Below are 22,375 nucleotides of genomic sequence, written 5' to 3' on the forward strand. Positions count from 1 at the left end.
ACTCCCTTCCATTTCCAAGCGAGGACCATCATGACGATCTCCGTTGGCGACAAACTGCCCGATGCGACCTTCAAGACAATGACCGCCGACGGTGCAAGGCCGATCACGACGGGCGAGATATTCTCAGGAAAGAAGGTCGTGCTGTTTGGCGTTCCAGGCGCCTTCACGCCGACCTGCAGCAACAATCATCTGCCCGGCTACCTGGACAATTACGACGCCATCCTGGCACGCGGCGTCGACACTATCGCCGTTGTCTCGGTCAACGATGTTCACGTCATGGGGGCTTGGGCCCGCTTCAGCGGCGGTGAAGGCAAAATCCTTTATCTTGCCGATGGCAATGGCGATTTCGCCAAATCGGTCGGCCTCGACGCCGACCTCTCCGGCGGCGGCATGGGGCTGCGCTCGAGGCGTTTTTCGATGATCGTCGATGACGGCAAGGTCACTGCACTCAATGTCGAGACAAAGCCCGGCGTCGACGAATCCGGCGCTGCTCACATTCTCGGGCAGCTTTCCGTCCTGGCGACAGCCTAGGCCAGGCACGGCAAAGGGGCGCCTTCGAGCGCTCAACGTCCAAAGGACGCTGACTTTCGCATCGGCGTATGATCCTTCCGAAAGCCGACCCGGTTTTCGGGACCATGCGTCGGCCCTTCGGGGCTGCTTGCTTTTGGGGACCTCGATTATGTCTGACATCGTCTGGCGCAGCGTCGCGATCGGCATCGGCGCAACCGCGCTTATGGATGTCTGGGCGATTTTCCTGAGCAAGGTGTTTGCTCAACCGCGGCCGAACTGGGGGCTGGTCGGCCGCTGGGTCTGGCATCTCAGGGAAGGCAAGGTCTTCCATGACGACATTGGCAAGGCCTCGCCCTACCCGCATGAATCAGTACTTGGCTGGGCCTTTCATTATGCTGTCGGTATCGTCTACGGCATCATACTGGTCGTGCTGGCCGGAACGGCCTGGCTCACCGCGCCGACCTTCCTGCCGGCCTTTGCCCTCGGCATCGTCACCGTCGGCGCCGGCTGGTTTCTGCTGGCGCCCGGCATGGGCGCCGGCTGGGCCGCTTCGAAGCGGCCCAATCCGATGCAGGTCCGCGCCCTCAATCTTGTGTCGCACACGGTGTTCGCAATCGGACTGTTCGGCACCGCCCTGCTGATCCGATAGGTAATTAACCGTCGCGGCGCTGCGTCGGCCTGTCGATCGGCTGCCATCCATGGATAACGCGACGCGCGCTGATATCGTATGCGAAGTAGTTCCCACCGCCCGCTGGCTGATCCGCCTCGCGGCTGATTTCCCGACCGCTCAAAGAGAGCAGCAGGAGCGTTCCGACACCTCCGTGACCTATGAAAGCAACGTCGACGGCGGCGTCGGTGCGTAGCACAGTGTCTACCTCGCTTAGAATACGACGCTGGGCTTCGATAGCTGGCTCCCATCCACGAATGCTGCTGTTTGGATTGGCAAAGAATTGGTCGGCGACCGCTTCGAACTCCGATGGCGGCAGGAAACCGGTTGCCGATCGGTCATTCTCATGCATCCGTTCCCTCACCTCGACTGCAAGGCGGAGATGCCTTCCGAGTATCTCGGCGGTTTCTATCGCCTTGCGTTCACCCGACGACACGATCCGCCGGATCGACCCAACCCACGGCTGATCGAGCATTGCAGATGTTCTCGCTCGCCCGATGTCGGACAGTCCCCACTCCGGCACTGGAACGTTGGCATCGACCTGAACCTGGGGATGCGTGATGTAGTATGCAATCGGCATGATAAGAGCTTTCCTGCCAGAGAGCGGACCCGCAGCCGGAATTCAATAGCTTTGCGTCGAGCGCCGCGCCTTTGTGGCGGCCGGCTGCTTTGACTGCGAACCTGGTTCTGGCGCCGCAGTCTTGACGAGGCCTTTCTTGAATGGCGCCATGCCGAGCCGCGCCAATTCGTCGGCGCGCTCGTTCTCGGGATGGCCGGCATGGCCCTTGACCCAATGCCAGGTGACCTGATGGCGGTTACGCGCCGCGTCGAGCTGCTGCCACAGCTCGGCATTCTTCACCGGCTGCCTGGCGGCCGTCTTCCACCCGTTGCGCTTCCAGCCGTCGATCCAGCTGAAAATACCGTCCTTGACATAGTTGCTGTCGGTATAAAGATCGACGGCGCAGGGCTCCCTGAGCGCATTAAGCGCCGAGATGGCCGCCAACAGTTCCATACGGTTGTTGGTGGTGGCAGCCTCGCCACCATGGAGCTCCTTCATTGCGCCGTTGAAGCGCAGGATTGCGCCCCAGCCGCCAGGCCCCGGGTTGCCCGAACAGGCACCATCAGTGAAGATTTCAACGCGCTTGGTCATGTCAGCCCATATTCGGAAGGAGAGTTGATCGCCCGGTGGAAGCGCATCCGGCGGATATACTCGGTCGGGTCGCGTTTCATCACCAGCCCGCCGTCCGGGACCGTCAGCCAGTCGTAGAGCCGGGTCAGCATGAAGCGCAGCGCCGAGCCGCGCGCCAGCATCGGCAGCGCAGCTTTCTCGTCACTGCTCAACGGCCGCACGCTTTGGTAGCCGGCAAGCAACGCCGTGCCCTTGGTCAGATTGAAGGAAAAATCCTTCTCGAAGCACCAGGCGTTCAGGCACGTGGCAACGTCATAGGCGTAGAGGTCGTTGCAGGCGAAATAGAAGTCGATCAGCCCGGACAGTTTCTCGCCGAGGAAGAACACATTGTCCGGGAAAAGATCGGCATGGATGATGCCTTGCGGCAGACCGTTCGGCCAGTTCCGCTCGAAATCGGCGAAATCGGCATCGACCTCGGCCGCCAGTCCCGGCTCGACCTCGTCGGCGCGGGCGCGGGCGGCATTCCACAGCTTGCGCCAGCCATCGATGGCAAGGGCGTTGGGGCGGGTCATCGGAAAATCCGCGCCGGCGAGATGCAGTGCCGCCAGCGCCTTGCCGACCTCGCCGCAATGCGCAGCCGTCGGCCGCCGCAGCGACAGGCCTTCGAGAAAGGTGATGATGACCGCCGGCCGGCCGGCAAGTGTTCCGATCACACCGCCATCATGTGCGGTGACCGGGAGCGGGCACGAAATGCCCTTTCTGGCGAGGTGGGCCATAAGGCCGAGAAAGAACGGCAGGTCAGCCTTGTCGACGCGCTTCTCGTAAAGCGTCAGGATGTAGGAGCCGCTGCTGGTGTGCAGCAGAAAATTCGAGTTTTCGGTGCCTTCGGCGATGCCCTTGTAGGACAAGAGGTCGCCGACCGGATAGTTCCTGAGGAATGCGCCGAGCTCGCCCTCGTTGACGTCGGTGTAGACCGCCATCGTTGCTACGCGGCCCCGTTGACGAAGGCCATGTCGGCAGCCGTCAGTTCGACATCGCGCAACACCCGCATCACCGGAAAGTCCTCCGTCTCCGTCGCCGTCACGGCCAGCTCGATGGTCACGTCGAAGCGCTGCCTGAACGCATCGACGATCTCGTCGACGATGATCTCCGGCGCCGAGGCGCCCGCCGACAGGCCGAGCGTCGAAATGCCGGCAATCTCATTCCACGGAATTTCGGAGGCGCGCTGCACGAGAAGCGACATCGAGGCGCCGGCGCGCTCGGCCACTTCGACCAGGCGCCGCGAGTTGGAGGAGTTAGGTGCGCCGACAACCAGGAAGAGATCGGCGCCGGCCGCTGTTTCCTTGACCGCTTCCTGGCGATTGGTGGTGGCGTAACAGATCGATTCCGCCGCCGGCGCGTGCAGCTCGGGAAAACGCTGCTGCAGGGCGCGGATGATACCGGCGGTGTCCTCGACCGACAGCGTCGTCTGGGTGACGAAGCCGAGCGCTTGCGGGTCTGCAGGCACGAAGCTTGCGGCGTCGGCCTCGGTCTCGATCAGAGTGACCGCGCCGTCCGGCAACTGGCCCATTGTGCCGATCACCTCCGGATGCCCGGCATGGCCGATCAAGAGCACGTGGCGGCCAAGCCGCTGATGGCGCATCGCCTGCTTATGGACTTTCGAGACCAACGGGCAAGTCGCGTCGAGATAGAACAGGTTGCGGGACTGGGCGTCGGCCGGCACCGATTTCGGCACGCCATGCGCCGAAAAGACGACCGGGCTCTGGCGATGCTCGGGCGGGATCTCGGAGAGCTCCTCGATGAACACCGCGCCGAGGCTTTGCAGCCCTTCGACGACGTAGCGGTTGTGCACGATCTCGTGGCGGACATAGACCGGCGCGCCGTATTTCTTCAGCGCCAGCACGACGATCTGGATGGCACGGTCAACGCCCGCACAGAAACCGCGGGGCTGGCAGAGCCGGATGGTCAGCGGCGGCTTTGTGTGAAGCATGATTGCATCTTACGCTGATTGTAGGCCGGTTGATCGGACTATGACTTCTGAGCTCAAGGCGCGAAATGAGGTGCGCGGCCCTGCCCTGTCAAGGGTAGTGGCGGCGATCATTGGTCTTTCGCCGGGCGGCGGAGCCAGGAGATCAGGACGCCGGCAAGGGCGGCGGCAAGGCCGTACCAGGTTATCGCATATTGCAGATGGCTGTTCGGCAGGTCGATGACGGTGACACCGCCAACTGGCAGCCCGCCGGGGTTGGGCGTGGCGTTCGCATCGATGAAGATCGGCACCAGCGCCGCACCTGTCGGCAGGCCGGCGCTCGAGGCCATCGCGTCACGATCTTTCCAGTAGAAGATATTCTTCTGCGGATCATTGTCGGGAAGCATCATCGAGGGCTTGGCCGGCAGCGGGTTGCGGGCGAGCCCCGTCACCGTCACTTTGCCCGTTACCTGCCCCTGCGGCCGCTTGGCTGGATCCTTGAAATCGTAAGGCACGAAGCCGCGGTTGAACAGCACGAAACGGCCATCGTCGAGCTGTAGCGGCGTGAAGACGTCGAAACCGGACTGGCCTTCCCAGGTGGCGAGGAAATGCCGCTCGCCTCGATGCAGGAAAGTGCCGGTCACTATCACCGGCGTGTAGTCCACGTCGCCGGCGGCAGCAAACCGCTTTTCGAGCTCGGCCAATGGCACAGGCGCCGAATGCGTGCGCTGGTCTATCGTCTGGAGAAGGCCCTCTTTCCAGTGCAGGCGCTGAACCTGCCAGGTGCCGAGCGCCAGCAGGATCAAAAACACGACGATACCCAGGCCGAGCCCCAATGCGCGCTTCGGCCGCGACCGGCCGGCCACCGAACCTGATGCCTCGCTCATTCGCCGCGGTCCAGCCGGCCCTCGGCCGCCTTGTGGCGGTATTGCAGCGTCAGCAGCACGCCCTTGATCAGCCTGAGCGCCGCCAGGCAAAGCACCAGCGTCAGCGGAATCCACAGCAGCAGATGCAGCCAGAGCGGCGGATTGAGCGTCACCTCCATCCACAACGCCAGGCCGACGACGATAAAGCCGATGATCAGGATAACGAACACCGCCGGCCCGTCGCCGGCATCGGCGAAGGAATAATCGAGGCCGCAATTGGAGCAGCGATCACCGACCGTGAGGAACCCGGAGAACAGCTTGCCCTCGCCACAGCGGGGGCAGCGGCCATGCAAGCCGGCCGAGATCGGATCGATTGGTGGCCAGATCGCCTTGTCGTCGCTCATGAGGTCATCCTAGGAGCATTTGCCGCAAAAGATAAGGCGGCCACGTCGCCGCAGCCGCCTTGTCGATTTCCTCAGCTCGATCTTAGTGCGGTTCGATCATCGCGCCGTTCGATGCCCAGACGTAGATCGAGGCAAACAGGAACAGCCACACCACGTCGACGAAGTGCCAATACCAGGCGGCGGCCTCGAAGCCGAAATGCTGCTTGGGCGTGAAGTCGCCCTTCATGGCGCGGATCAGGCAGACCAACAGGAAGATCGTGCCGATGATGACGTGGAAACCATGGAAGCCGGTCGCCATGAAGAAGGTGGCGCCGTAGATCGAATCCCTGAAGCCGAACGGCGCGTGCATGTACTCGTAGGCCTGCACCATGGTGAACAGCATGCCGAGGCCGACGGTCAGCACCAAGCCATTGATCAGGCCCTTGCGGTCGCCGTGGATGAGCGAGTGGTGCGCCCAGGTCACCGTGGTACCCGACAGAAGCAGGATGACGGTGTTGTAGAGCGGCAGATGGAAGGGGTCGAGAACCTCGAGGCCCTTGGGCGGCCAGACGCCGCCCGTGAAGGCGGTACGGGCATATTGATGGACCTCGCCCGGAAACAGGCTGGCGTCGAAGAAGGCCCAGAACCAGGCGACGAAGAACATCACCTCGGAGGCGATGAACATGATCATGCCGTAGCGCAGATGCAGCGACACGACACGGGTGTGGTGTCCCTCATGCGCCTCCTTGATCGTATCCGACCACCAGGCGAACATTGTGTAGATGACGATCAGCAGGCCGATGAAGAACAGCCATGGATTAGCGATGTTGAAACCGAAGATCGGGAAATCGCCGCCCTTGAGATATTGCATGTAACAGACGCCGCCGAACGCGGTCACCAGCGCCCCGACGGAGCCCAGGAAAGGCCACGGGCTCGGGTCGACAAGGTGGTAGTCATGTTGTGGTTTTGCGTGTGCGTCTGCCATATCAATCCCCGAGGCTTGCTTCGGTATCTGAAATCTTGTTGCGGCGGCCGTCGGCCGGCACCGATGATGCGACCGGCTTGGTCTTGTCGACCGGGAACATCGTGTAGGACAGGGTAATCGTCGTCAGATCCTTCAATTCCGGCGCGTTGACGATGTCGGGATCGACATAGAAGACGACCGGCATGTCCAGCGTCTCGCCCGGCTTCAGCGTCGTGTCGGTGAAGCAGAAACACTCGACCTTGTTGAAGTAAGGTCCGGCCAGTTCCGGCTGCACGTTGAAGGTGGCGCGTCCGGTGATGGGCCGGCTGAATTTGTTCGTCGCGCTGAAATGCGCCTCGGCGGTTTCGCCGATCTTGATGGTGATCGAGCGGGCGACCGGCTGGAATTGCCAGGGAACGCCGGCGGTGTTGGCGTCGAAGCGGATGGTGATGTCGCGATCGAGCACCCGATCGGCATATTGCTGGGTCGCCCGTTTGACGGTGCCGCCGTAGCCTGTCGCCTGGCAGAACATCGCGTAGAGCGGCACCGCGGCGTAGGCCATGCCGATCATGCCGCCGAAGAACGCGATGCAGACGCCGGCGACGACGCGGTTCGTGTTTTTCTTCGTAGGATCGGTGACTGTTTGCCTGGTCATTGTGAGCTCACATCGAGCCGGTGAGGCTGTGACCAAATTTCACGATGGTCGCGACGTAGAATATGACGACCAGCGCCGCCAGCGCGAAACCGATTGCGGCCGAGCGATTGCGGCGGGCCTTCTGCTGACGTTCGGTCAGCGTGACCAGTTCAAGCTTCTTTTCGATCATGCTCATACTCCACCGATGGTCAGCGCGCGCGCGACGACGCAATCGCCAAGGTAGGCGGCGAAGATGGCGAAGAGATAGAGCAGCGAATAGCCGAACAAGGCCTTGGCCGGCTTCATCGCCCGGTCGTCATCGGCCATTTGCAGCACCTTCCACGCATACCAGACGAAGCCGGCGCCGAGCAGCAATGCAACGATGCCATAGACCGGCGTGGTGAACCCGAGAACCCAGGGCAGCACGCCAACCGGCGCGAGGACCAGCGCATAGGCAAAGATCTGGCGTCTGGTCGAGGCCTGGCCGGCGACATTCGGCATCATCGGAATGCCTGCCTTCGCATAATCCTCCGACTTGAAGAGCGCGAGCGCCCAGAAATGTGGCGGCGTCCACAGGAAGATGACCAGGAACAGCACCAAGCTTTCGAGGCTGACCGATCCGGTTACCGCCGCCCAGCCGATGACCGGCGGAATGGCACCGGCAGCCCCGCCGATGACGATGTTCTGCGGCGTCCAGCGCTTCAGCCACATCGTATAGATGACGGCATAGAAAAAGATGGTGAAGGCCAGAAGCGATGCTGCCAACCAATTGACCAGCACGCCGAGCGTCATCACCGACAGAACCGACAGCACCAGCCCGAAACTCAATGCCTCGCCTGGCCGGATGCGGCCGGCCGGCACGGGACGGCCGGCGGTGCGCGTCATCACCGCATCGATATCTGCGTCATACCACATGTTGAGCGCACCGGAGGCGCCGGCGCCGATGGCAATAGCCAGGATCGCGATCACCGCCAGCAGCGGATTGATGGTCACCGGGGCGGCGACCATGCCGACAAACGCGGTGAACACTACCAGCGACATGACGCGAGGCTTCAGCAGGGCGAAGAAATCGCCCGCCGTCGCTTCCGACATGCGGAAGCCCGGCTCGTCAATCAGTCTGTCTTCGGCAAGGGCCATGCGTACTTAAAGTCCATCATTCCGTTGGCCAAAACCGCCGGCCGGCCGGCGGTTCCGTATTAAGGAGGAAACCGCCTACTTGATCTTCGGCAACTGTTCCCACTGGTGGAACGGCGGCGGCGAAGGCAGCTGCCATTCCAGCGTGGTCGCACCCTCGCCCCAAGGATTGGCGCCGGCGACCCGCTTCTTCTGGAACGCCTCGAAGACGCCGAACAGGAAGATGACGACGCCGACAGCCGAGATGTACGAGCCGTAGGACGACACCATATTCCAGCCGGCGAAGGCATCCGGATAGTCGATATAGCGACGCGGCATACCGGAAAGGCCGAGGAAGTGCTGCGGGAAAAAGACCAGGTTGACGCCGACGAAAGTGACCCAGAAGTGGGTGTTGGCGATCACCGGCGAATACATGTAGCCGGTCATCTTCGGGAACCAGTAGTACCAGCCGGCGAAGATCGCGAAGACCGCGCCCAGCGACAGCACGTAGTGGAAGTGCGCGACCACGAAATAGGTGTCGTGCAGCGGGCGGTCGAGGCCGGCATTGGCCAGCTGCACGCCGGTGACGCCGCCAACAGTGAACAGGAAGATGAAGCCGATCGCCCACAGCATCGGGGTCTTGAGTGAAATCGACCCGCCCCACATAGTGGCGATCCACGAGAAGATCTTCACACCCGTCGGCACCGCGATGACCATGGTGGCGAAGACGAAATAGCGCTGGGTGTCGAGCGATAGGCCCGTCGTGTACATGTGGTGGGCCCAGACGATGAAGCCCACCGCGCCGATGGCAACCATCGCATAGGCCATGCCGAGATAGCCAAACACCGGCTTCCTCGAAAAGGTCGAGATGATATGGCTGATGATACCGAAACCCGGCAGGATCAGGATGTAGACCTCCGGATGGCCGAAGAACCAGAACAGGTGCTGGAACAGGATCGGATCGCCGCCGCCGTCCGGGGCGAAGAAGGTGGTGCCGAAATTGCGGTCGGTCAAAAGCATGGTGATGCCGCCGGCCAGCACCGGCAACGACAGAAGCAGCAGGAAGGCGGTAATCAGCACAGACCAGGCGAAAAGCGGCATCTTGTGCATGGTCATGCCGGGCGCGCGCATGTTGAAGATGGTGGTGATGAAGTTGATGGCGCCAAGAATCGAGGAGGCGCCGGCGATGTGGATTGACAGGATCGCCAGGTCCATGGCCGGTCCGGGCTGGCCCGATGTCGACAATGGCGGATAAAGCGTCCAGCCGCCGCCGACGCCGTAGGCGCCGGGCGCACTCGGGACGAAGGCCGAGAAAATCAGCAGGATGAAAGCCGGCGGCAGCAGCCAGAACGAAACGTTGTTCATGCGCGGGAAGGCCATATCCGGCGCGCCGATCATGATCGGCACCATCCAGTTGGCAAAGCCGCCGATCAGCGCCGGCATCACCATGAAGAAGATCATGATCAGCGCATGCGCGGTGGTGAAAGCATTGTACATGCTCTTGCCGCCGTCGATGGCGGCGTCGCCATTCATGCCGTAGACCATCTGCGCCAGGCCAGTGAATATCTGGATGCCCGGCTCCTGCAATTCCATGCGCATGACGACCGACAAGGCGCCACCGATGCAGCCCGCCATGATCGCGAAGATCAGATAAAGCGTACCGATGTCCTTGTGGTTGGTCGAATACACCCACCGGACCCAGCCATGATACGGCTTGTGGTCGTGGTCGTCGTGAGCTGCAGCGTGCGCCATGGTCGGCTCCGTTCCCTGAATCTTTTCTGGTCGCGGCATCAATTGCCGGCGGCCGCTACCTTGTTCGTGCCATCGACCTCGGCCATCAGCGCCTTGTTGGCGCCGGGAAGGTCGGTCTTGGCTGCCGCCAGCCAGTTCTTGTATTGTGCATCGGAGACGACGCGAATGGCGATCGGCATGAAGGCGTGGTCCTTGCCGCAGAGTTCCGAGCACTGGCCGTAATAGAGGCCTTCCTTGTCCGCCTTGAACCAGACCTCGTTGATGCGGCCCGGCACCGCATCGGTCTTGATGCCGAAGGACGGCATGGCAAAGGCGTGAATGACGTCGGTCGCCGTCACCAGCACCCGGGTCATGGTGTTGACCGGCACCACCATCTCATTGTCGACGGCGAGCAGGCGCGGATACGCGGCGCGATCTTCCTTGCCGGCAGCAGCCCTGTCGGCATCCTGAAGGATCGCGGAATTAAAGGAAAGCGTGTTGTCGACCTGGTATTCGTAGTCCCAGTTCCACTGATTGCCGGTCGCCTTGACGGTCAGCTTGGCTTCTTCCGGCGGCGTGTATTGCGCGGTCAGCAGCTGGAACGAGGGAATGGCGAGACAGAGCAGGATGACGACGGGACCGACAGTCCAGATGACCTCGATTAGCGTGTTGTGGCTGGTGCGCGACGGCGTCGGGTTGACGCTCGCCCGGAACCGCAAAATGCAGTAGGCGATCAGGAAAAGCACCAAGGCGGTGATCACAATGATGAACGCGAACGAGTAGTTCCCGAACCACTCGATCTGCCGCATAATGTCGGTTGCCGGAGGCTGAAAACTGGTTTCCCAAGGTTGGGGCTGGGCTGCATGAGCGGATGCAGCGGCAAACAACGTGGCGGCGGCACTAGCTACGATTTTGGCGGTTGCCAGGAATTTTCTCATCGCCCTCGTCATCTCCCAGTTCCTCGCGATCGGACCGCAAGAATGTCGAACAATGCCGGGACGGGAATCCCGGACAATTCAAGGCTGGTTCAAACCATACTCTATTTGCCTCCGCAAGAAAGGAGCGCCGGAACCCGTGCGGCATTTTTGCGCGCAAGCGCGGCTGTGGCTTCGTGCGGTGACTGCTTGCCGCGAATCACCGGAGCGGCATCTGGGTAGAATGAGCCGCGCGGCGTGCGGAGCCGTCGCAATTAGGGCGAAATTGGCACTGAAAAGCGCATTGTCGCCTGTGTCGGGGCAGATCGCCAGGGTCTCGTCCTTTACTTGGGTTTAGTGCGGCTTAAAGTGCCGTGATTCGCAATGGAGCCGTCATGAACCCTTGGCTTTCGAGAACCTTGGCGAAGGTCATCTTTGTTGCCGCCGCAATAGCCTTGTCCGGCGCCGGCCTGGCCAATGCCGCGCAGCCAAGCGGCACGGTGAAGTCAACGCATGGGGCGTGGTCGATCATCTGCGATACGCCCGCCGGTGCTACATCCGAACAATGCGTGATGATGCAGAACGTCGTCGCCGAGGACCGTCCGGAAATGGGTCTTTCCGTTGTCGTGCTGCGCACAGCCGACAACAAGGCCGAAATCCTGCGTGTGCTGGCGCCGCTCGGCGTCCTGTTGCCCAACGGCCTCGGCCTCAATGTCGACGGCAAGGATATCGGCCGCGCCTATTTCGTGCGCTGTTTCCAGGATGGCTGCTATGCCGAGGTCATCCTGGAAAAGCCGCTGCTCGACACGCTGAAGACTGGTACGTCCGCCACCTTCATCGTCTTCCAGACGCCGGAAGAGGGCATCGGCATTCCCGTCGACCTCAAGGGTTTCGCCGACGGCTTCGCCGCCCTGCCTTGAGACTTGGTCTTGTAGCACGATCCAGTGATGTTGACCGGCCGAGGTCACGGCAAATCTCATTTCAGATTGTCTGTGCGGGCCTTCGCGCCTACATCGTGGGAAACAATCCTCCTGCGAATGGACCTGCCATGAACAGCCTGATCGGCCAATTTGACATTTCCGACGATCGCATCAAGCAAATCGTTGCCGAGACTATTAACGGCGCCGACGACGGCGAACTGTTTCTCGAATATAGCGAAAGCGAATCGCTGATGTTCGACAATGGCAAGCTGAAGACCGCGAATTTCAACACCGACCAGGGTTTCGGCCTGCGCGCCGTCGCCGGCGAAGCCAGCGGCTACGCCCATTCCAGCGATCTCTCCGAAGCCTCGCTGCTGCGCGCCGCCGATGCCGTTTCGACGGTGAAGAGCGGCTATTCCGGTACGCTTGCCGCAGCGCCTGCCCGCACCAACCGCCATCTCTACGGCGACGGAAACCCTATCCCCTCGCCTTCCTTCGAGGCCAAGGCCAAGCTGCTTCAGGAAATCGATGCATGGCTGCGGGCCGAGGATCCGCGCGTCAGGCAGGTGACGGCGTCGCTCGCCGCCTCCTGGCAGCATGTCGAGATCGTGCGCGCCGACGGCCAGATGGTGCGCGACATCCGTCCGCTGGTCAGGATCAACGTGTCGGTGGTGGTCGGCGACGGCGACCGCCAGGAGAGCGGCTCCTACGGCATGGGAGGCCGCAAGGATTTTGGTGAATTCCTGATCGAGGACAGCTGGCGGCACGCGGCCAAGGAGGCATTGCGGCAAGCGCTGGTCAATCTCGAAGCGGTTCCAGCACCTGCCGGCACTTTCGACATCGTGCTGTCGAGCGGCTGGCCGGGCGTCATGTTGCACGAGGCGGTCGGCCACGGGCTGGAGGGCGATTTCAACCGCAAGAAGACGTCGGCCTTTGCCGGCCTGCTTGGCCAGCAGGTGGCAGCGAAAGGCGTCACCGTCGTTGACGACGGCACCATGCCCGAGCGGCGTGGCTCGCTTACCGTCGATGATGAGGGCACGCCATCGGCCCATAACGTGCTGATCGACGATGGCAAGCTGGTCGGCTACATGCAGGATCGTCAGAACGCCCGGCTAATGGGCATGAAAGCCACCGGCAACGGGCGACGCCAAGGTTATGCGCACGAACCGATGCCGCGCATGACCAACACCTACATGACAGCAGGCGACATGGAGCCGGACGAGATCATCGCCTCGGTCAAGAACGGCATCTATGCCGTGTCGTTCGGTGGCGGCCAGGTAGACATCACTTCGGGCAAGTTCGTGTTCGGCTGCACCGAAGCCTACATGATCGAGAACGGCAAGGTGACGCAACCGATCAAGGGCGCCATGCTGATCGGCAACGGGCCGGATGCCATGCATCGTGTGGCGATGATCGGCAACGACATGAAGCTCGACACCGGCATCGGCATGTGCGGCAAGGCCGGACAGGGCGTGCCGGTCGGCGTCGGCCAGCCGCATCTCAGGATGAACCAGATGACAGTCGGCGGCACCAGGGTTTGATGGAGTTGACGCCGAATTATCGCCGCTCCGGAACAACCAATCCCCGCCGCCCACTGCCTTGTCATCGCTTTAAGTAGGAGTAGCTTGCGCCTTGAATTTGCCGAGAGCTTCGACTATCTTACATTCGTCTTACACCTAAGGACGTGCCGAGATGGCTGCCGCAGAGAAGCTCGTAACTACGGTCTCGACCAAGGGACAGGTCATCCTGCCCAGCGCGATCCGGAAACGGAGGGAATGGCATGCCGGCACACGCCTTCTGGTCGAGGATACCCCGGAGGGCGTGCTACTGAAGCCTGCGCCAGTCTTCGCCGAGACGCGGCCAGAGGACGTGTTTGGATCGCTGCGCTATAGCGGCAGGCCGAAGACGTTGGAAGAAATGGACGCGGGCGTGCTCGCCGAAGCGCGGCGGCGCCATGCTCGCAATTGATACCAACCTGATCGTCCGCTACCTGACGGGCGATCACCCGTCGCAGTCTTCCCGCGCCCGGGCGCTGATCGATAGCCAGCCGGTCTTTGTCGCCGTCACGGTGATGCTGGAAGTCGAATGGGTGTTGCGCAGCGCCTACGGTTTTGCGCCGCTTGAAATCGCCCGTACGCTACGGGTGTTTAGCGGGCTTCCCACGGTAGAGGTGGAAGACGGGGCGGTCGTGTCGTCCGCGCTCGACCTCTCGGAACAGGGGTTGGATTTCGCTGACGCGCTGCATCTGGGCAAGTCCGCTCACTGCGCTGGCTTCGCGACTTTTGACCGCAAGTTCGTCAGGGCCGCGAAGGCGGCCGGATACGAACGCGTGCAAGAAGCATAGCAGCTCACAGCGGCCCAGCGCGGCACAAAAGCGCGCCACAGGGTCAGCCTGGTTTCAGGCATAGATGCCGGAGCGGACTGCCTCCAGATAGGCAAGCACCTTGTCCGTCTTGCCTTCGCGAACCAGATCGTAGGCGGTCTTTCCGGCCCAACCGGGGATCGGCTGATGCTTGAACCAGATCGCCGCACGATGTTCATCACCGGCCATCTCGCCGGCCATCGCCAGGATACGGACGATGGGACTCAATGCGGCGTCGACCTTGCGCGCACCGGACTTGGCGGCAAGCGTGTTGCGCGCGAGACCGGTCAGCCCCGCCAGTTCTGTCATATTAACCCCTAGCAGTTCAGCGACCCGCCTTGGCGAGAGAAACGCGCCCGCTCCTCGCCGAAGCGCCATGCCGAAATTTCGAAGGCTGCGGTGCTCATGGCAATTCCCTAGCACAGTCTGAACGACGTGCGTTCAAAATGTGCTTTTTTGGTGCGCGTTTCAGGCCCTGGCTGCTAGCGCCTTCGTCTCGGCTTCTCCAACAGCGCCACGACCTCGACATGCGGCGACCACAGGAACTGGTCGATCGGCGTCACGCTCTTCAGGGCGTAGCCGCCGTCCATGAGGATGCGTAGGTCCCGCGCCAGCGTTACCGGATTGCAAGACACCGCGGCGACGAGCGGCACGTCGGAGCGCGCGATCTGCTTCGACTGGTCCTCGGCGCCGGCGCGAGGCGGGTCGAAGACAACGCCGTCAAAGGCATTCAACTCCTTGAATGTCAGCGGCCTCCGGAACAGGTCGCGACGTTCGCCGGTCACCCGCTTCAGGCCGCTGGCGAAACGGAATGCCCGGTCGAGCGCCGCGAGTGCTGCCGCATCGCCTTCCACCGCATGAACCTCCGATCTTGCGGCTAGGCGCAGCGCGAAGCTGCCGCAGCCGGCGAAGAGATCGGCGACCTTTTTGGCGCGCGCGAAATGCTGGACGACAATGTTGGCCATCGCCTGTTCGGCAGCCTCGGTCGCCTGCAGGAAAGCGCCCGGAGGCACTGCGACGGCGACGCCACCAAACAGGACGACCGGTTTGTTTGGTTCGATAATGACCTCGCCGTCGACCGACAGCCTGGCTAGCCGCTCGGCGATGACGAAGTTGGAAGCGACGCGGCGCTGGTTCTCGCCGAGCTTGCCGGAATCGTGAACCGCGACATCGAGGCCGGAACCGGTCACCGTCACCGTCATGTGGAACGATTTGGTCGTGGTGCAGATCAGTCCGGCAAGCATCCTCAAACGGTCGAGCGCAGCGACGATCTGCGGCGCCGAGATCGGGCATTCCTCGATCGAGATGATCTCGGATGACAGCGCGCGAACGAAGCCGAACTGCATTCCCGCCTCGCTCCGCCGGGCGGTGAAGACGACACGGCGGCGTGTGTGCGGCGCGCACGGCACCAGCGCCCCGACATCGCAAGCGATGCCCTTGCTCTTCAGCGCATGCACGACCTTTTCGCGCTTCCACCGGTGATAGGCTTCAGTCTCGAGATGCTGGACGGCGCAGCCGCCGCACGCGCCGAAATGCCGGCACGGCGGATCGACCCGCAACGGCGAAGCCTCAAGGACCGACATCAAGGTGGCGCGATCTTTCTCCCGCGCGGCGGTGACGACCTCTCCCGACAGCGCGAACGGAATGAAAACCTCGCCGGTTTCCGTCTCGGCGATGCCGTCGCCCTGCGAGCCCAACCTTGCGATCGTGAAACGGGTGCTCATCGCCTCTGGGTCTCGACGTCCTTGATGCCGCCGAGCAGGAACTCGCGGTTGCCGTCGCCGCCCTCTATCGGTGACAGATGAAGCCCCAGCGAGCGCCAGCCGGGAATGGCATCGAGCCAGTCCTGCATCAGGCCGGCAATGCGCGCCGCATCATAGGGGTCCTTCAGCAGGCCGCCCTTGCCGATCGCCTCGCGGCCGGCCTCGAATTGCGGCTTGACCAGAAACACAGCTTTTGCGCCATTCCTGGCCAAGGCAAGCGCCGGCGGCAGCGCCAGTTTCAGCGATATGAAGCTGACATCCGAGACGATGAAATCCGGCACACGGCCGCCGAGATCGGCGGCCGATAGTTCGCGCGCATTCAGGCCTTCAATTACCGTCACGCGCGGATCGCCGGCAATGTCGGAGTGCATCTGGCCGTGCCCGACATCGATCGCCGTGACATGCGCCGCGCCGCGTTCGAGCAGCACCTGCGTAAAGCCGCCGGTCGAGGCGCCGACATCGAGCGCTTCGTTGCCGGTGGGGTCGAGGGCGAAATGGTCGAGACCAGCCTTCAGCTTCAGTGCAGCGCGCGACACGTAACCTTGCGCCGGATCGTCAACGACGATGTTGCACTCAGGCAGAACGGCCTGGCCCGGCTTGAGGGCGACGATGCCATCGACCGTCACGGTGCCGCGCTCGACCGCGTCGCGGGCACGCGAGCGGCTGGCAAACAGGCCGCGCTGGACGAGCAATTCGTCGAGCCGCTGGCGTATGCTGGCTGGCGGAAGGGAAGTCATCGGCCTTCATGGCGAAAGCCAACGATGATGGCAAGGAATTTGGCGATCAGACAAGGCATAGTTGGAAAGGCGGTGAGCGCATCAAGCCGCTGCGCTGTTTGTCGAGCCTCGCACGAGACCCGACGCAATGCTAAGAAAGAGATGCCGTTTAGCCGTCGAAACGTGGAGGAGGAACATGCTGACGGGAACCTGCCACTGCGGCGCAGCCCACTGGACCCTGGAGGGCGATCCCGGTTCGATCACTGCCTGCAATTGCACACTTTGCCGTCGCTACGGCACGCTCTGGGCTTACGACTATGTCGACGAACGCATCCGCCTTGCCGGGCCCGTAAGCGCCTATCGGCGCGTCGGAAAGGCTCATCCTTCGCTTGAGATTCTCTTCTGCCCAACCTGCGCTTGCGTCCTGGCCTGGCGCGGTTTGCATCCCGAGGCGGCTGGGCGCTACCGCATCGCCGTCAATGTGAGGCTTGCGCCGCCCGAGGCCGTCGCCGATCTCCCGATCGACCATTTCGAGGGTCTCGATACATTCGAGGATTTGCCGAGAGATGGTCGCTGTGTGCGGGACATGTGGTTCTAGTTTCTAGAGTCTCTTCGGGATCATGCTTTAGAATATGGTCCGCGAAACCCGCCGTTCGACGGCCGGCGTCAGACCGTCGCTGCTGTCGCCGGACACCTGTGTGCGCGCCGGTCAGCGGAACTGGACGCCTTCGGCAAGGTATCGGGCACGACGACGAATTGCGGCGCCTGCTTGTAGGAGAAGCCGCCACGGATTTCGCCGATCTTGCCGGCGACGACGCCCATCACCGCCTCTTCGAGTTTGCGGTCGTAGCGCGTTTCGGCTGTAGCCGACAAGACGAAGATGGCCGCAAGCGCGATGCCGCCCAAAAGCGATCTCATTGGTCTGCTTTCCCCTGCCTGTTGCCTTCTAGCAGGGCAGCGTTGAAGAACGGCCAAAGGACACGGTAAGCAAATCGCCAAACGGCAGCGTAAACAGCATGTTACGATTGTTCGCCGGTAATTTGATTCAAGCGTTTGAGATATTGATTCAGACTAGCATCTTGCAGCCAAGTTGAATCGCGTCGGCGTCGCGGGAATGCGTCTAAAAGCTAGGCGCGCTGGGCCTGCGCGGTATGCCCCAGCGCCACGAACACGGTGCGCACGATGCCGGCGCTGTCCAGCCCGGCATCGGCATACATCTTTTCCGGCTTGGCATGGTCGACAAATGTATCGGGCAGCACCAGCGGGCGCACCTTCAGGCCGCTCTCCAGCAGCCCTTCATGGGCCAGGAACTGCAGCACATGGCTGGCGAAGCCGCCGACCGCGCCCTCTTCCACCGTCACCAGTATCTCGTGTGAACGGGCCAGCCGCCGGATCAGGTCCTCGTCGAGCGGCTTGGCAAAACGGGCATCGGCGACCGTGGTCGAAAGCCCGGCCGCGCCAAGCTCCTCGGCCGCGGCCAGGCAATCCTGCAGCCTGGTGCCGAAGGAAAGCAGCGCAACCTTGGTGCCTTCCCTGACGATCCGGCCCTTGCCGATCTCCAATACCGAGCCGCGTTGCGGCATCTCGACACCAACGCCGTTACCGCGCGGGTAGCGGAAGGCGATCGGGCCGTCATCGTAGCTTGCGGCGGTGCGTACCATGTGGCGCAGCTCGGCCTCATCGGCCGCGGCCATGACGACGAAACCGGGCAGCGTCGCCAGGAAGGTCGTGTCGAAGGCGCCGCAATGGGTGGCACCATCGGCGCCGACGAAGCCGGCGCGATCGATCGGAAAGCGCACCGGCAATTTCTGGATCGCCACGTCGTGGACGACCTGGTCGTAGGCGCGCTGCAGGAAGGTCGAGTAGATCGCCGCGAAAGGCTTGAAGCCTTCCGTGGCAAGGCCGGCGGCGAAGGTCACCGCATGTTGCTCGGCGATGCCGACATCGAAGGTCCTCGCCGGAAACGCTTCGCCGAACAGATCAAGCCCGGTGCCGTTCGGCATGGCGGCGGTGATGGCGACGATGCGGTCGTCCTCTCGGGCCTCCTGGATCAGGCTTTCGGCAAACACCTTGGTGTAGCTCGGCGCATTGGCGGGCGCCTTGGCCTGGGCGCCGGTGATGACGTCGAATTTGTTGACGCCATGATATTTGTCGGCCGCCGCCTCGGCCGGGGCGTAGCCCTTGCCCTTCTGGGTCACGACATGGATCAGCACCGGGCCGTCGGCATTGTCGCGGACGTTCTTCAGCACCGGGATCAGGTGCTCGAGGTTGTGACCGTCGATCGGGCCGATGTGGTAGAACCCCATTTCCTCGAACAACGTGCCGCCGGTGACGTAACCGCGCGCATGCTCGACCGCTCGCTTGATGGCGCGATCGGCGCGCTCGCCGAGATACGACGTCAGCTTCTTGCCGAAATCGCGCAAGCCCAGATAGGTCTTGCCCGACGCCAGACGGGCCAGATAGGCGCTCATTGCGCCGGTCGGCGGAGCGATCGACATATCGTTGTCGTTCAAGATGACGATCAGCCGGGCATCGAGTGCGCCGGCATTGTTCATCGCCTCATAGGCCATGCCGGCCGACATGGCGCCGTCGCCGATGACGGCAATGACATTGTTGCGGCCATCGGACAGATCGCGCGCCATCGCCATGCCGAGGCCGGCTGAAATCGAGGTTGAGGAGTGGGCTGCGCCGAACGGATCGTATTCGCTCTCGACGCGACGCGTGAAGCCGGACAGGCCGCCCTCCTGCCGCAGCGTGCGGATGCGGTCGCGGCGGCCGGTCAGGATCTTGTGCGGATAAGCCTGGTGGCCGACGTCCCAGATCAGCCGGTCGTCCGGCGTGTTGAAGACGTAGTGCAGCGCGACGGTCAGTTCGACGACGCCAAGGCCGGCGCCGAGGTGGCCGCCGGTGTGGGAAACGACGTCGATCAGTTCGGCGCGAAGCTCTGACGCCAGCTGCGGCAGGTCGCCTTCGGCAAGCGTGCGCAAATCGGCTGGGACGCGGACCTTGTCGAGAAGCGGCGTATCGGGCTTTGCGTTCACTGTTTGCGAGCCTGGTCAGATTTTCTGTTCATCGTGAAATATGCCGCTGGCCGGCGAATGTAAATGTGGCGGTAACGCGCATCAGCTTTCGGGCAGCGGGATGAACTCTTGCTCGTCTCCAGGAACGATATCGAAGCGGCCTGTCTTCCATTCTTCTTTCGCCTGCTCGATGCGTTCCTTTGAGGACGATACGAAATTCCACCAGATATAGCGTTTCGAACCGAGCGAGGCGCCGCCAAACAGCATGAAATGGGCGCCGCGTTCCGATGAGACAACGATTTCGTCGCCGGGCCGGAAGACCAGCAGCCGCTCGGCCGGGAAGCGGTCACCGGATATCGAAACCTCGCCTTCCAGCGTATAGATGGCGCGCTCCTCGGCATCGGCCGGGATTTTCACGCTGGCACCCGGCGCCAGCCTGAGATCGGCATAAAGCGTGTCCGAAGCGGTGGCGACCGGGGAGCGCAGTCCGGAAAACGCACCGATGATCACGCGGCCGCTAACGCCCTCCGCATCGATTTCGGGCAGGCGCAGGGCCGCGGTGTTCTCGAAGACCGGCGCGACTTCTTCCTTGCCGTCCGGCAGCGCCAGCCATGTCTGCAGGCCGGAAACCGACATCGGCGCGCCGCGCAGTTCTTCCGGCGTGCGCTCCGAATGGACGATGCCACGGCCGGCGGTCATCAAATTCACGTCGCCGGGCTGGATTACCATCTCGGTGCCGAGCGAATCGCGATGCCTGATCTTGCCGTCGAACAGGTAAGTCACCGTAGACAGGCCGATATGTGGGTGCGGACGCACGTCGAGCGCCTGGCCCGCTCGCAGAACGGCTGGACCCATGCGGTCGAAGAAGATGAAGGGTCCGACCAGCCGGCGCCTGGCCGTCGGCAAGGCGCGGCGAACCTGAAATCCGCCAATATCCTTGGCGTTCGGAATGACCATCAGCTCGATCTGATCGCTGGCGAAGGCATCGCCCATCTGCGGATCGTTTCCGGGAAAGAAGCTCACGCGGTCCCCTCAGGCGAAGCGAAGTGCAGATTTGGCTTTCGCCTTGGCCGCCACCTCTTCGCGATTGCGCGGATGCTGTGTCGTCTCGAGGCTGTCGAGCAATTCGCGCGCCGAGGCGGCAATGGCCTCGACGGCATGGTCGAACGCATGCTGGTTCTGTTTAGACGGCCGCGTCGTTCCGCTCAGCTTGCGGACAAACTGAAGTGCGGCATCGCGGACCTCGTCATTGGTTGCCGGCGGATCGAAATTGAACAGGGTCTTGATGTTTCTGCACATCCTTCGCAATCTCCTCTCGTCCTGGAGCCGTTTCAAACGGGATGAGTTTTATCCTCAATCGTGATGATGTCCAAAGCCGGTAAGCAAAATTGTCGTTCGAGGCCGCGCCTCAATCCGCGTCCAACGGCTCTGTCCCCACCGGCTTGCCGTCACGCGACAGCCTGATTTTCTCGACCTTGTCCTCGGCCGCCTTCAGCAGCCGGTCGCAATGCGCCTTCAGCGCCTCGCCGCGCTCGTAGATGCGGATCGACTGGTCGAGCGGCACGTCGCCGCGCTCCAGATCGTCGACGATCCTCTCCAGCGCCTCGAGCGCCTGCTCGAAGCTCATCGCCTTGACGTCCTCGTTGGTCTCACCAGCCATCGTCTATCCCTTCATCAGCCGCCCGACATGGGCGGCGACTGAAAATGCCAATCCCTGCAGATCGTAGCCGCCCTCGAGCACGCTGACGAGCCGGTTGCGGCTATGGCGCCCGGCTCGTTCGAGCAACTGGCCGGTCGCCCAGTCGAAATCATCCTCGGTCAGGTTGATCTCGGCCAGCGGATCGCGGTGGTGGGCATCGAAACCGGCGGAGATGATGATGAGGTCGGGCGCAAAATTGTCGAGCGCCGGCAGGATGCGCGACAGAAAGGCGTCGCGGAAACTATCGCTGCCGCTCTGCGGCGCCAGCGGAGCGTTGACGATGTTGCCGGCGCCGGTTTCGCTCACGGCCCCGGTTCCCGGGTAAAGCGGCATCTGGTGTGTCGAGCAATAGAGCACCGATGGATCGTCCCAGAAAATGTCCTGCGTGCCGTTGCCGTGATGCACATCCCAGTCGACGACGGCGACGCGGTCGGCGCCATGGTTCTTCTGCGCGTAGCGTGCCGCGATCGCGGCGGTGTTGAACAGGCAAAAACCCATGGAGGTGGTCTTTTCGGCATGATGGCCGGGCGGCCGTGCGGCGACGAAGACGTTTTCGGCACGGTCGGTGAAGACGTCGTCGACCGCGGCGTTGGCTGCGCCGATCGCGGTCACGGCCGCCTGCCAGCTCTTTGGGCTGGCGGTGGTATCGGCGTCGATACGGGCGATGCCGGTGTCCGGTATCGCTGCGCGGACACGTTCGACGAATTCGGGCGGATGCGCGTAGAGGATGGTTGCCTCGTCGCCTTCGGGCGCCTGGACGCGATCGAGCGCCGCGAAGGCCTCGTCGTCAAGCACACGCTCTATGGCGCGCAAACGGTCCGGCCGCTCCGGATGACCGGGCGGTGTTATGTGCTCGAGGAAAATCGGGTGGGTGTAAAGTCTCGTGACCATGCCCCGATATAGGCGCGCCTCGCCGCTTTGGCCATGTTTTCGCGCGCTGGTGAGGCGATGTTCAACAGGGTTTAGGCAACCGGCGTCGGCTGAACCCACCGCGAGCCGCCTGGGATCGGCGAAAAGA

27 protein-coding genes and 1 pseudogene are annotated in these 22,375 nt (G+C 62.7%); 7 read left to right on the plus strand and 21 right to left on the minus strand.

Annotation, left to right across the window (positions count from 1 at the left end):
- Positions 1-30: 30 nt before the first annotated feature.
- Positions 31-531 carry a peroxiredoxin gene (locus NKI29_RS09260; RefSeq protein ID WP_352622961.1) on the plus strand — a complete coding sequence of 167 codons (501 nt, stop codon included), beginning with the start codon at positions 31-33 and terminating at the stop codon, positions 529-531.
- A 148-nt stretch (positions 532-679) separates the two neighbouring features.
- Positions 680-1,159 carry a DUF2938 domain-containing protein gene (locus NKI29_RS09265; RefSeq protein WP_352796029.1) on the plus strand — a complete coding sequence of 160 codons (480 nt, stop codon included), beginning with the start codon at positions 680-682 and terminating at the stop codon, positions 1,157-1,159.
- A 4-nt stretch (positions 1,160-1,163) separates the two neighbouring features.
- On the opposite strand, the gene NKI29_RS09270 is transcribed toward NKI29_RS09265, so the two are convergent.
- The 12 genes from NKI29_RS09270 to coxB form a co-directional block, all read right to left on the minus strand.
- Positions 1,164-1,757 carry a histidine phosphatase family protein gene (locus NKI29_RS09270; RefSeq protein WP_352593374.1) on the minus strand — a complete coding sequence of 198 codons (594 nt, stop codon included), beginning with the start codon at positions 1,755-1,757 and terminating at the stop codon, positions 1,164-1,166.
- Between the two features lie 42 nt (positions 1,758-1,799).
- Positions 1,800-2,327 carry a ribonuclease HI gene (gene rnhA, locus NKI29_RS09275; RefSeq protein WP_352796030.1) on the minus strand — a complete coding sequence of 176 codons (528 nt, stop codon included), beginning with the start codon at positions 2,325-2,327 and terminating at the stop codon, positions 1,800-1,802.
- Positions 2,324-3,286: a homoserine kinase gene (locus tag NKI29_RS09280; RefSeq protein WP_352456890.1), complete on the minus strand. Its 963-nt coding sequence runs from the start codon at positions 3,284-3,286 to the stop codon at positions 2,324-2,326. Before NKI29_RS09280 ends, rnhA begins: the two co-directional genes overlap by 4 nt.
- Before the next feature lie 5 nt (positions 3,287-3,291).
- On the minus strand, positions 3,292-4,296 hold the full coding sequence (ispH, locus tag NKI29_RS09285) for a 4-hydroxy-3-methylbut-2-enyl diphosphate reductase (protein WP_254818458.1): 1,005 nt from the start codon (positions 4,294-4,296) through the stop codon (positions 3,292-3,294).
- Positions 4,297-4,403: 107 nt separating this feature from the next.
- Positions 4,404-5,159: an SURF1 family protein gene (locus NKI29_RS09290; RefSeq protein ID WP_352796032.1), complete on the minus strand. Its 756-nt coding sequence runs from the start codon at positions 5,157-5,159 to the stop codon at positions 4,404-4,406.
- Positions 5,156-5,542: a DUF983 domain-containing protein gene (locus tag NKI29_RS09295; protein ID WP_352796033.1), complete on the minus strand. Its 387-nt coding sequence runs from the start codon at positions 5,540-5,542 to the stop codon at positions 5,156-5,158. The genes NKI29_RS09290 and NKI29_RS09295 overlap by 4 nt, the downstream gene beginning before the upstream one ends.
- 82 nt (positions 5,543-5,624) lie before the next feature.
- Positions 5,625-6,506 carry a cytochrome c oxidase subunit 3 gene (locus NKI29_RS09300; RefSeq protein ID WP_352578608.1) on the minus strand — a complete coding sequence of 294 codons (882 nt, stop codon included), beginning with the start codon at positions 6,504-6,506 and terminating at the stop codon, positions 5,625-5,627.
- 1 nt (position 6,507) lies between these two features.
- The gene (locus NKI29_RS09305; RefSeq protein ID WP_352796034.1) at positions 6,508-7,140 is read right to left on the minus strand and encodes a cytochrome c oxidase assembly protein; all 633 of its coding nucleotides are present in this window, start codon (positions 7,138-7,140) and stop codon (positions 6,508-6,510) included.
- Between the two features lie 7 nt (positions 7,141-7,147).
- Complete coding sequence (locus NKI29_RS09310; protein ID WP_502896658.1) at positions 7,148-7,315, minus strand: cytochrome c oxidase system small membrane protein; 168 nt, start codon at positions 7,313-7,315, stop codon at positions 7,148-7,150.
- Positions 7,312-8,256 carry a heme o synthase gene (locus NKI29_RS09315; RefSeq protein ID WP_352796036.1) on the minus strand — a complete coding sequence of 315 codons (945 nt, stop codon included), beginning with the start codon at positions 8,254-8,256 and terminating at the stop codon, positions 7,312-7,314. The genes NKI29_RS09310 and NKI29_RS09315 overlap by 4 nt, the downstream gene beginning before the upstream one ends.
- Positions 8,257-8,331: 75 nt before the next feature.
- The gene (ctaD, locus tag NKI29_RS09320; protein ID WP_031211058.1) at positions 8,332-9,984 is read right to left on the minus strand and encodes a cytochrome c oxidase subunit I; all 1,653 of its coding nucleotides are present in this window, start codon (positions 9,982-9,984) and stop codon (positions 8,332-8,334) included.
- 38 nt (positions 9,985-10,022) lie between these two features.
- Complete coding sequence (gene coxB, locus NKI29_RS09325; protein WP_352796037.1) at positions 10,023-10,913, minus strand: cytochrome c oxidase subunit II; 891 nt, start codon at positions 10,911-10,913, stop codon at positions 10,023-10,025.
- Between the two features lie 359 nt (positions 10,914-11,272).
- On the opposite strand from coxB, the gene NKI29_RS09330 reads away from it, so the two are divergent.
- The 4 genes from NKI29_RS09330 to NKI29_RS09345 all read left to right on the plus strand — a co-directional run bounded on the left by NKI29_RS09330 (position 11,273) and on the right by NKI29_RS09345 (position 14,141).
- Positions 11,273-11,797, plus strand: a complete 525-nt coding sequence (locus NKI29_RS09330) for an invasion associated locus B family protein (protein WP_023674131.1) — start codon at positions 11,273-11,275, stop codon at positions 11,795-11,797.
- A 128-nt stretch (positions 11,798-11,925) separates the two neighbouring features.
- A complete protein-coding gene (gene tldD / locus NKI29_RS09335) occupies positions 11,926-13,338 on the plus strand; it encodes a metalloprotease TldD (protein ID WP_352456885.1) in 1,413 nt (470 codons plus the stop codon).
- Positions 13,339-13,489: 151 nt separating this feature from the next.
- Positions 13,490-13,765 carry an AbrB/MazE/SpoVT family DNA-binding domain-containing protein gene (locus NKI29_RS09340; protein WP_023674129.1) on the plus strand — a complete coding sequence of 92 codons (276 nt, stop codon included), beginning with the start codon at positions 13,490-13,492 and terminating at the stop codon, positions 13,763-13,765.
- The gene (locus NKI29_RS09345) at positions 13,752-14,141 is read left to right on the plus strand and encodes a type II toxin-antitoxin system VapC family toxin (RefSeq protein ID WP_023674128.1); all 390 of its coding nucleotides are present in this window, start codon (positions 13,752-13,754) and stop codon (positions 14,139-14,141) included. Before NKI29_RS09340 ends, NKI29_RS09345 begins: the two co-directional genes overlap by 14 nt.
- A 54-nt stretch (positions 14,142-14,195) precedes the next feature.
- On the opposite strand, the pseudogene NKI29_RS09350 reads toward NKI29_RS09345, so the two are convergent.
- From NKI29_RS09350 to NKI29_RS09360, 3 genes and pseudogenes are all read right to left on the minus strand, one after another.
- Positions 14,196-14,566, minus strand: a pseudogene (locus NKI29_RS09350) (antitoxin Xre/MbcA/ParS toxin-binding domain-containing protein).
- 75 nt (positions 14,567-14,641) lie between these two features.
- Positions 14,642-15,883, minus strand: coding sequence for a class I SAM-dependent RNA methyltransferase (locus NKI29_RS09355; RefSeq protein WP_352571389.1), 1,242 nt, complete (start codon positions 15,881-15,883; stop codon positions 14,642-14,644).
- Positions 15,880-16,659, minus strand: coding sequence for a TlyA family RNA methyltransferase (locus NKI29_RS09360; protein ID WP_023674124.1), 780 nt, complete (start codon positions 16,657-16,659; stop codon positions 15,880-15,882). Before NKI29_RS09360 ends, NKI29_RS09355 begins: the two co-directional genes overlap by 4 nt.
- Positions 16,660-16,834: 175 nt before the next feature.
- Here NKI29_RS09360 and NKI29_RS09365 point away from each other — a divergent pair, with 175 nt between their 5' ends.
- Complete coding sequence (locus NKI29_RS09365) at positions 16,835-17,236, plus strand: GFA family protein (protein ID WP_023674122.1); 402 nt, start codon at positions 16,835-16,837, stop codon at positions 17,234-17,236.
- 68 nt (positions 17,237-17,304) lie between these two features.
- Here NKI29_RS09365 and NKI29_RS09370 read toward each other — a convergent pair whose 3' ends face one another.
- From NKI29_RS09370 to NKI29_RS09395, 6 genes are all read right to left on the minus strand, one after another.
- Positions 17,305-17,556 carry a hypothetical protein gene (locus NKI29_RS09370; protein ID WP_352571390.1) on the minus strand — a complete coding sequence of 84 codons (252 nt, stop codon included), beginning with the start codon at positions 17,554-17,556 and terminating at the stop codon, positions 17,305-17,307.
- A gap of 209 nt (positions 17,557-17,765) precedes the next feature.
- A complete protein-coding gene (gene dxs, locus NKI29_RS09375; RefSeq protein WP_023674120.1) occupies positions 17,766-19,679 on the minus strand; it encodes a 1-deoxy-D-xylulose-5-phosphate synthase in 1,914 nt (637 codons plus the stop codon).
- Between the two features lie 81 nt (positions 19,680-19,760).
- Complete coding sequence (locus NKI29_RS09380) at positions 19,761-20,681, minus strand: pirin family protein (RefSeq protein WP_023674119.1); 921 nt, start codon at positions 20,679-20,681, stop codon at positions 19,761-19,763.
- Positions 20,682-20,690: 9 nt separating this feature from the next.
- On the minus strand, positions 20,691-20,957 hold the full coding sequence (locus NKI29_RS09385; protein WP_023716908.1) for a DUF2277 domain-containing protein: 267 nt from the start codon (positions 20,955-20,957) through the stop codon (positions 20,691-20,693).
- Between the two features lie 109 nt (positions 20,958-21,066).
- Positions 21,067-21,318: an exodeoxyribonuclease VII small subunit gene (locus NKI29_RS09390; protein WP_031211056.1), complete on the minus strand. Its 252-nt coding sequence runs from the start codon at positions 21,316-21,318 to the stop codon at positions 21,067-21,069.
- Between the two features lie 3 nt (positions 21,319-21,321).
- Positions 21,322-22,248 carry a histone deacetylase family protein gene (locus tag NKI29_RS09395; protein ID WP_352456880.1) on the minus strand — a complete coding sequence of 309 codons (927 nt, stop codon included), beginning with the start codon at positions 22,246-22,248 and terminating at the stop codon, positions 21,322-21,324.
- Between the last annotated feature and the right edge of the window lie 127 nt (positions 22,249-22,375).

The organism is Mesorhizobium sp. M0678 (assembly GCF_040320505.1).
GTDB lineage: Bacteria > Pseudomonadota > Alphaproteobacteria > Rhizobiales > Rhizobiaceae > Mesorhizobium.

What these genes read in the sequence shown, in the direction of transcription:
- NKI29_RS09390 (WP_031211056.1), bottom strand. Translation starts at nt 21,318, where the DNA reads ATGGCTGGTGAGACCAACGAGGACGTCAAGGCGATGAGCTTCGAGCAG.
- NKI29_RS09360 (WP_023674124.1), bottom strand. Translation starts at nt 16,659, where the DNA reads ATGACTTCCCTTCCGCCAGCCAGCATACGCCAGCGGCTCGACGAATTG.
- NKI29_RS09355 (WP_352571389.1), bottom strand. Translation starts at nt 15,883, where the DNA reads ATGAGCACCCGTTTCACGATCGCAAGGTTGGGCTCGCAGGGCGACGGC.
- NKI29_RS09280 (WP_352456890.1), bottom strand. Translation starts at nt 3,286, where the DNA reads ATGGCGGTCTACACCGACGTCAACGAGGGCGAGCTCGGCGCATTCCTC.
- tldD (WP_352456885.1), top strand. Translation starts at nt 11,926, where the DNA reads ATGAACAGCCTGATCGGCCAATTTGACATTTCCGACGATCGCATCAAG.
- coxB (WP_352796037.1), bottom strand. Translation starts at nt 10,913, where the DNA reads ATGACGAGGGCGATGAGAAAATTCCTGGCAACCGCCAAAATCGTAGCT.
- NKI29_RS09315 (WP_352796036.1), bottom strand. Translation starts at nt 8,256, where the DNA reads ATGGCCCTTGCCGAAGACAGACTGATTGACGAGCCGGGCTTCCGCATG.
- NKI29_RS09265 (WP_352796029.1), top strand. Translation starts at nt 680, where the DNA reads ATGTCTGACATCGTCTGGCGCAGCGTCGCGATCGGCATCGGCGCAACC.
- NKI29_RS09370 (WP_352571390.1), bottom strand. Translation starts at nt 17,556, where the DNA reads ATGAGATCGCTTTTGGGCGGCATCGCGCTTGCGGCCATCTTCGTCTTG.
- ctaD (WP_031211058.1), bottom strand. Translation starts at nt 9,984, where the DNA reads ATGGCGCACGCTGCAGCTCACGACGACCACGACCACAAGCCGTATCAT.
- NKI29_RS09385 (WP_023716908.1), bottom strand. Translation starts at nt 20,957, where the DNA reads ATGTGCAGAAACATCAAGACCCTGTTCAATTTCGATCCGCCGGCAACC.
- NKI29_RS09300 (WP_352578608.1), bottom strand. Translation starts at nt 6,506, where the DNA reads ATGGCAGACGCACACGCAAAACCACAACATGACTACCACCTTGTCGAC.
- NKI29_RS09330 (WP_023674131.1), top strand. Translation starts at nt 11,273, where the DNA reads ATGAACCCTTGGCTTTCGAGAACCTTGGCGAAGGTCATCTTTGTTGCC.
- NKI29_RS09365 (WP_023674122.1), top strand. Translation starts at nt 16,835, where the DNA reads ATGCTGACGGGAACCTGCCACTGCGGCGCAGCCCACTGGACCCTGGAG.
- NKI29_RS09305 (WP_352796034.1), bottom strand. Translation starts at nt 7,140, where the DNA reads ATGACCAGGCAAACAGTCACCGATCCTACGAAGAAAAACACGAACCGC.
- rnhA (WP_352796030.1), bottom strand. Translation starts at nt 2,327, where the DNA reads ATGACCAAGCGCGTTGAAATCTTCACTGATGGTGCCTGTTCGGGCAAC.
- NKI29_RS09310 (WP_502896658.1), bottom strand. Translation starts at nt 7,315, where the DNA reads ATGAGCATGATCGAAAAGAAGCTTGAACTGGTCACGCTGACCGAACGT.
- NKI29_RS09345 (WP_023674128.1), top strand. Translation starts at nt 13,752, where the DNA reads ATGCTCGCAATTGATACCAACCTGATCGTCCGCTACCTGACGGGCGAT.
- NKI29_RS09395 (WP_352456880.1), bottom strand. Translation starts at nt 22,248, where the DNA reads ATGGTCACGAGACTTTACACCCACCCGATTTTCCTCGAGCACATAACA.
- NKI29_RS09260 (WP_352622961.1), top strand. Translation starts at nt 31, where the DNA reads ATGACGATCTCCGTTGGCGACAAACTGCCCGATGCGACCTTCAAGACA.
- NKI29_RS09295 (WP_352796033.1), bottom strand. Translation starts at nt 5,542, where the DNA reads ATGAGCGACGACAAGGCGATCTGGCCACCAATCGATCCGATCTCGGCC.
- NKI29_RS09270 (WP_352593374.1), bottom strand. Translation starts at nt 1,757, where the DNA reads ATGCCGATTGCATACTACATCACGCATCCCCAGGTTCAGGTCGATGCC.
- NKI29_RS09290 (WP_352796032.1), bottom strand. Translation starts at nt 5,159, where the DNA reads ATGAGCGAGGCATCAGGTTCGGTGGCCGGCCGGTCGCGGCCGAAGCGC.
- NKI29_RS09340 (WP_023674129.1), top strand. Translation starts at nt 13,490, where the DNA reads ATGGCTGCCGCAGAGAAGCTCGTAACTACGGTCTCGACCAAGGGACAG.
- ispH (WP_254818458.1), bottom strand. Translation starts at nt 4,296, where the DNA reads ATGCTTCACACAAAGCCGCCGCTGACCATCCGGCTCTGCCAGCCCCGC.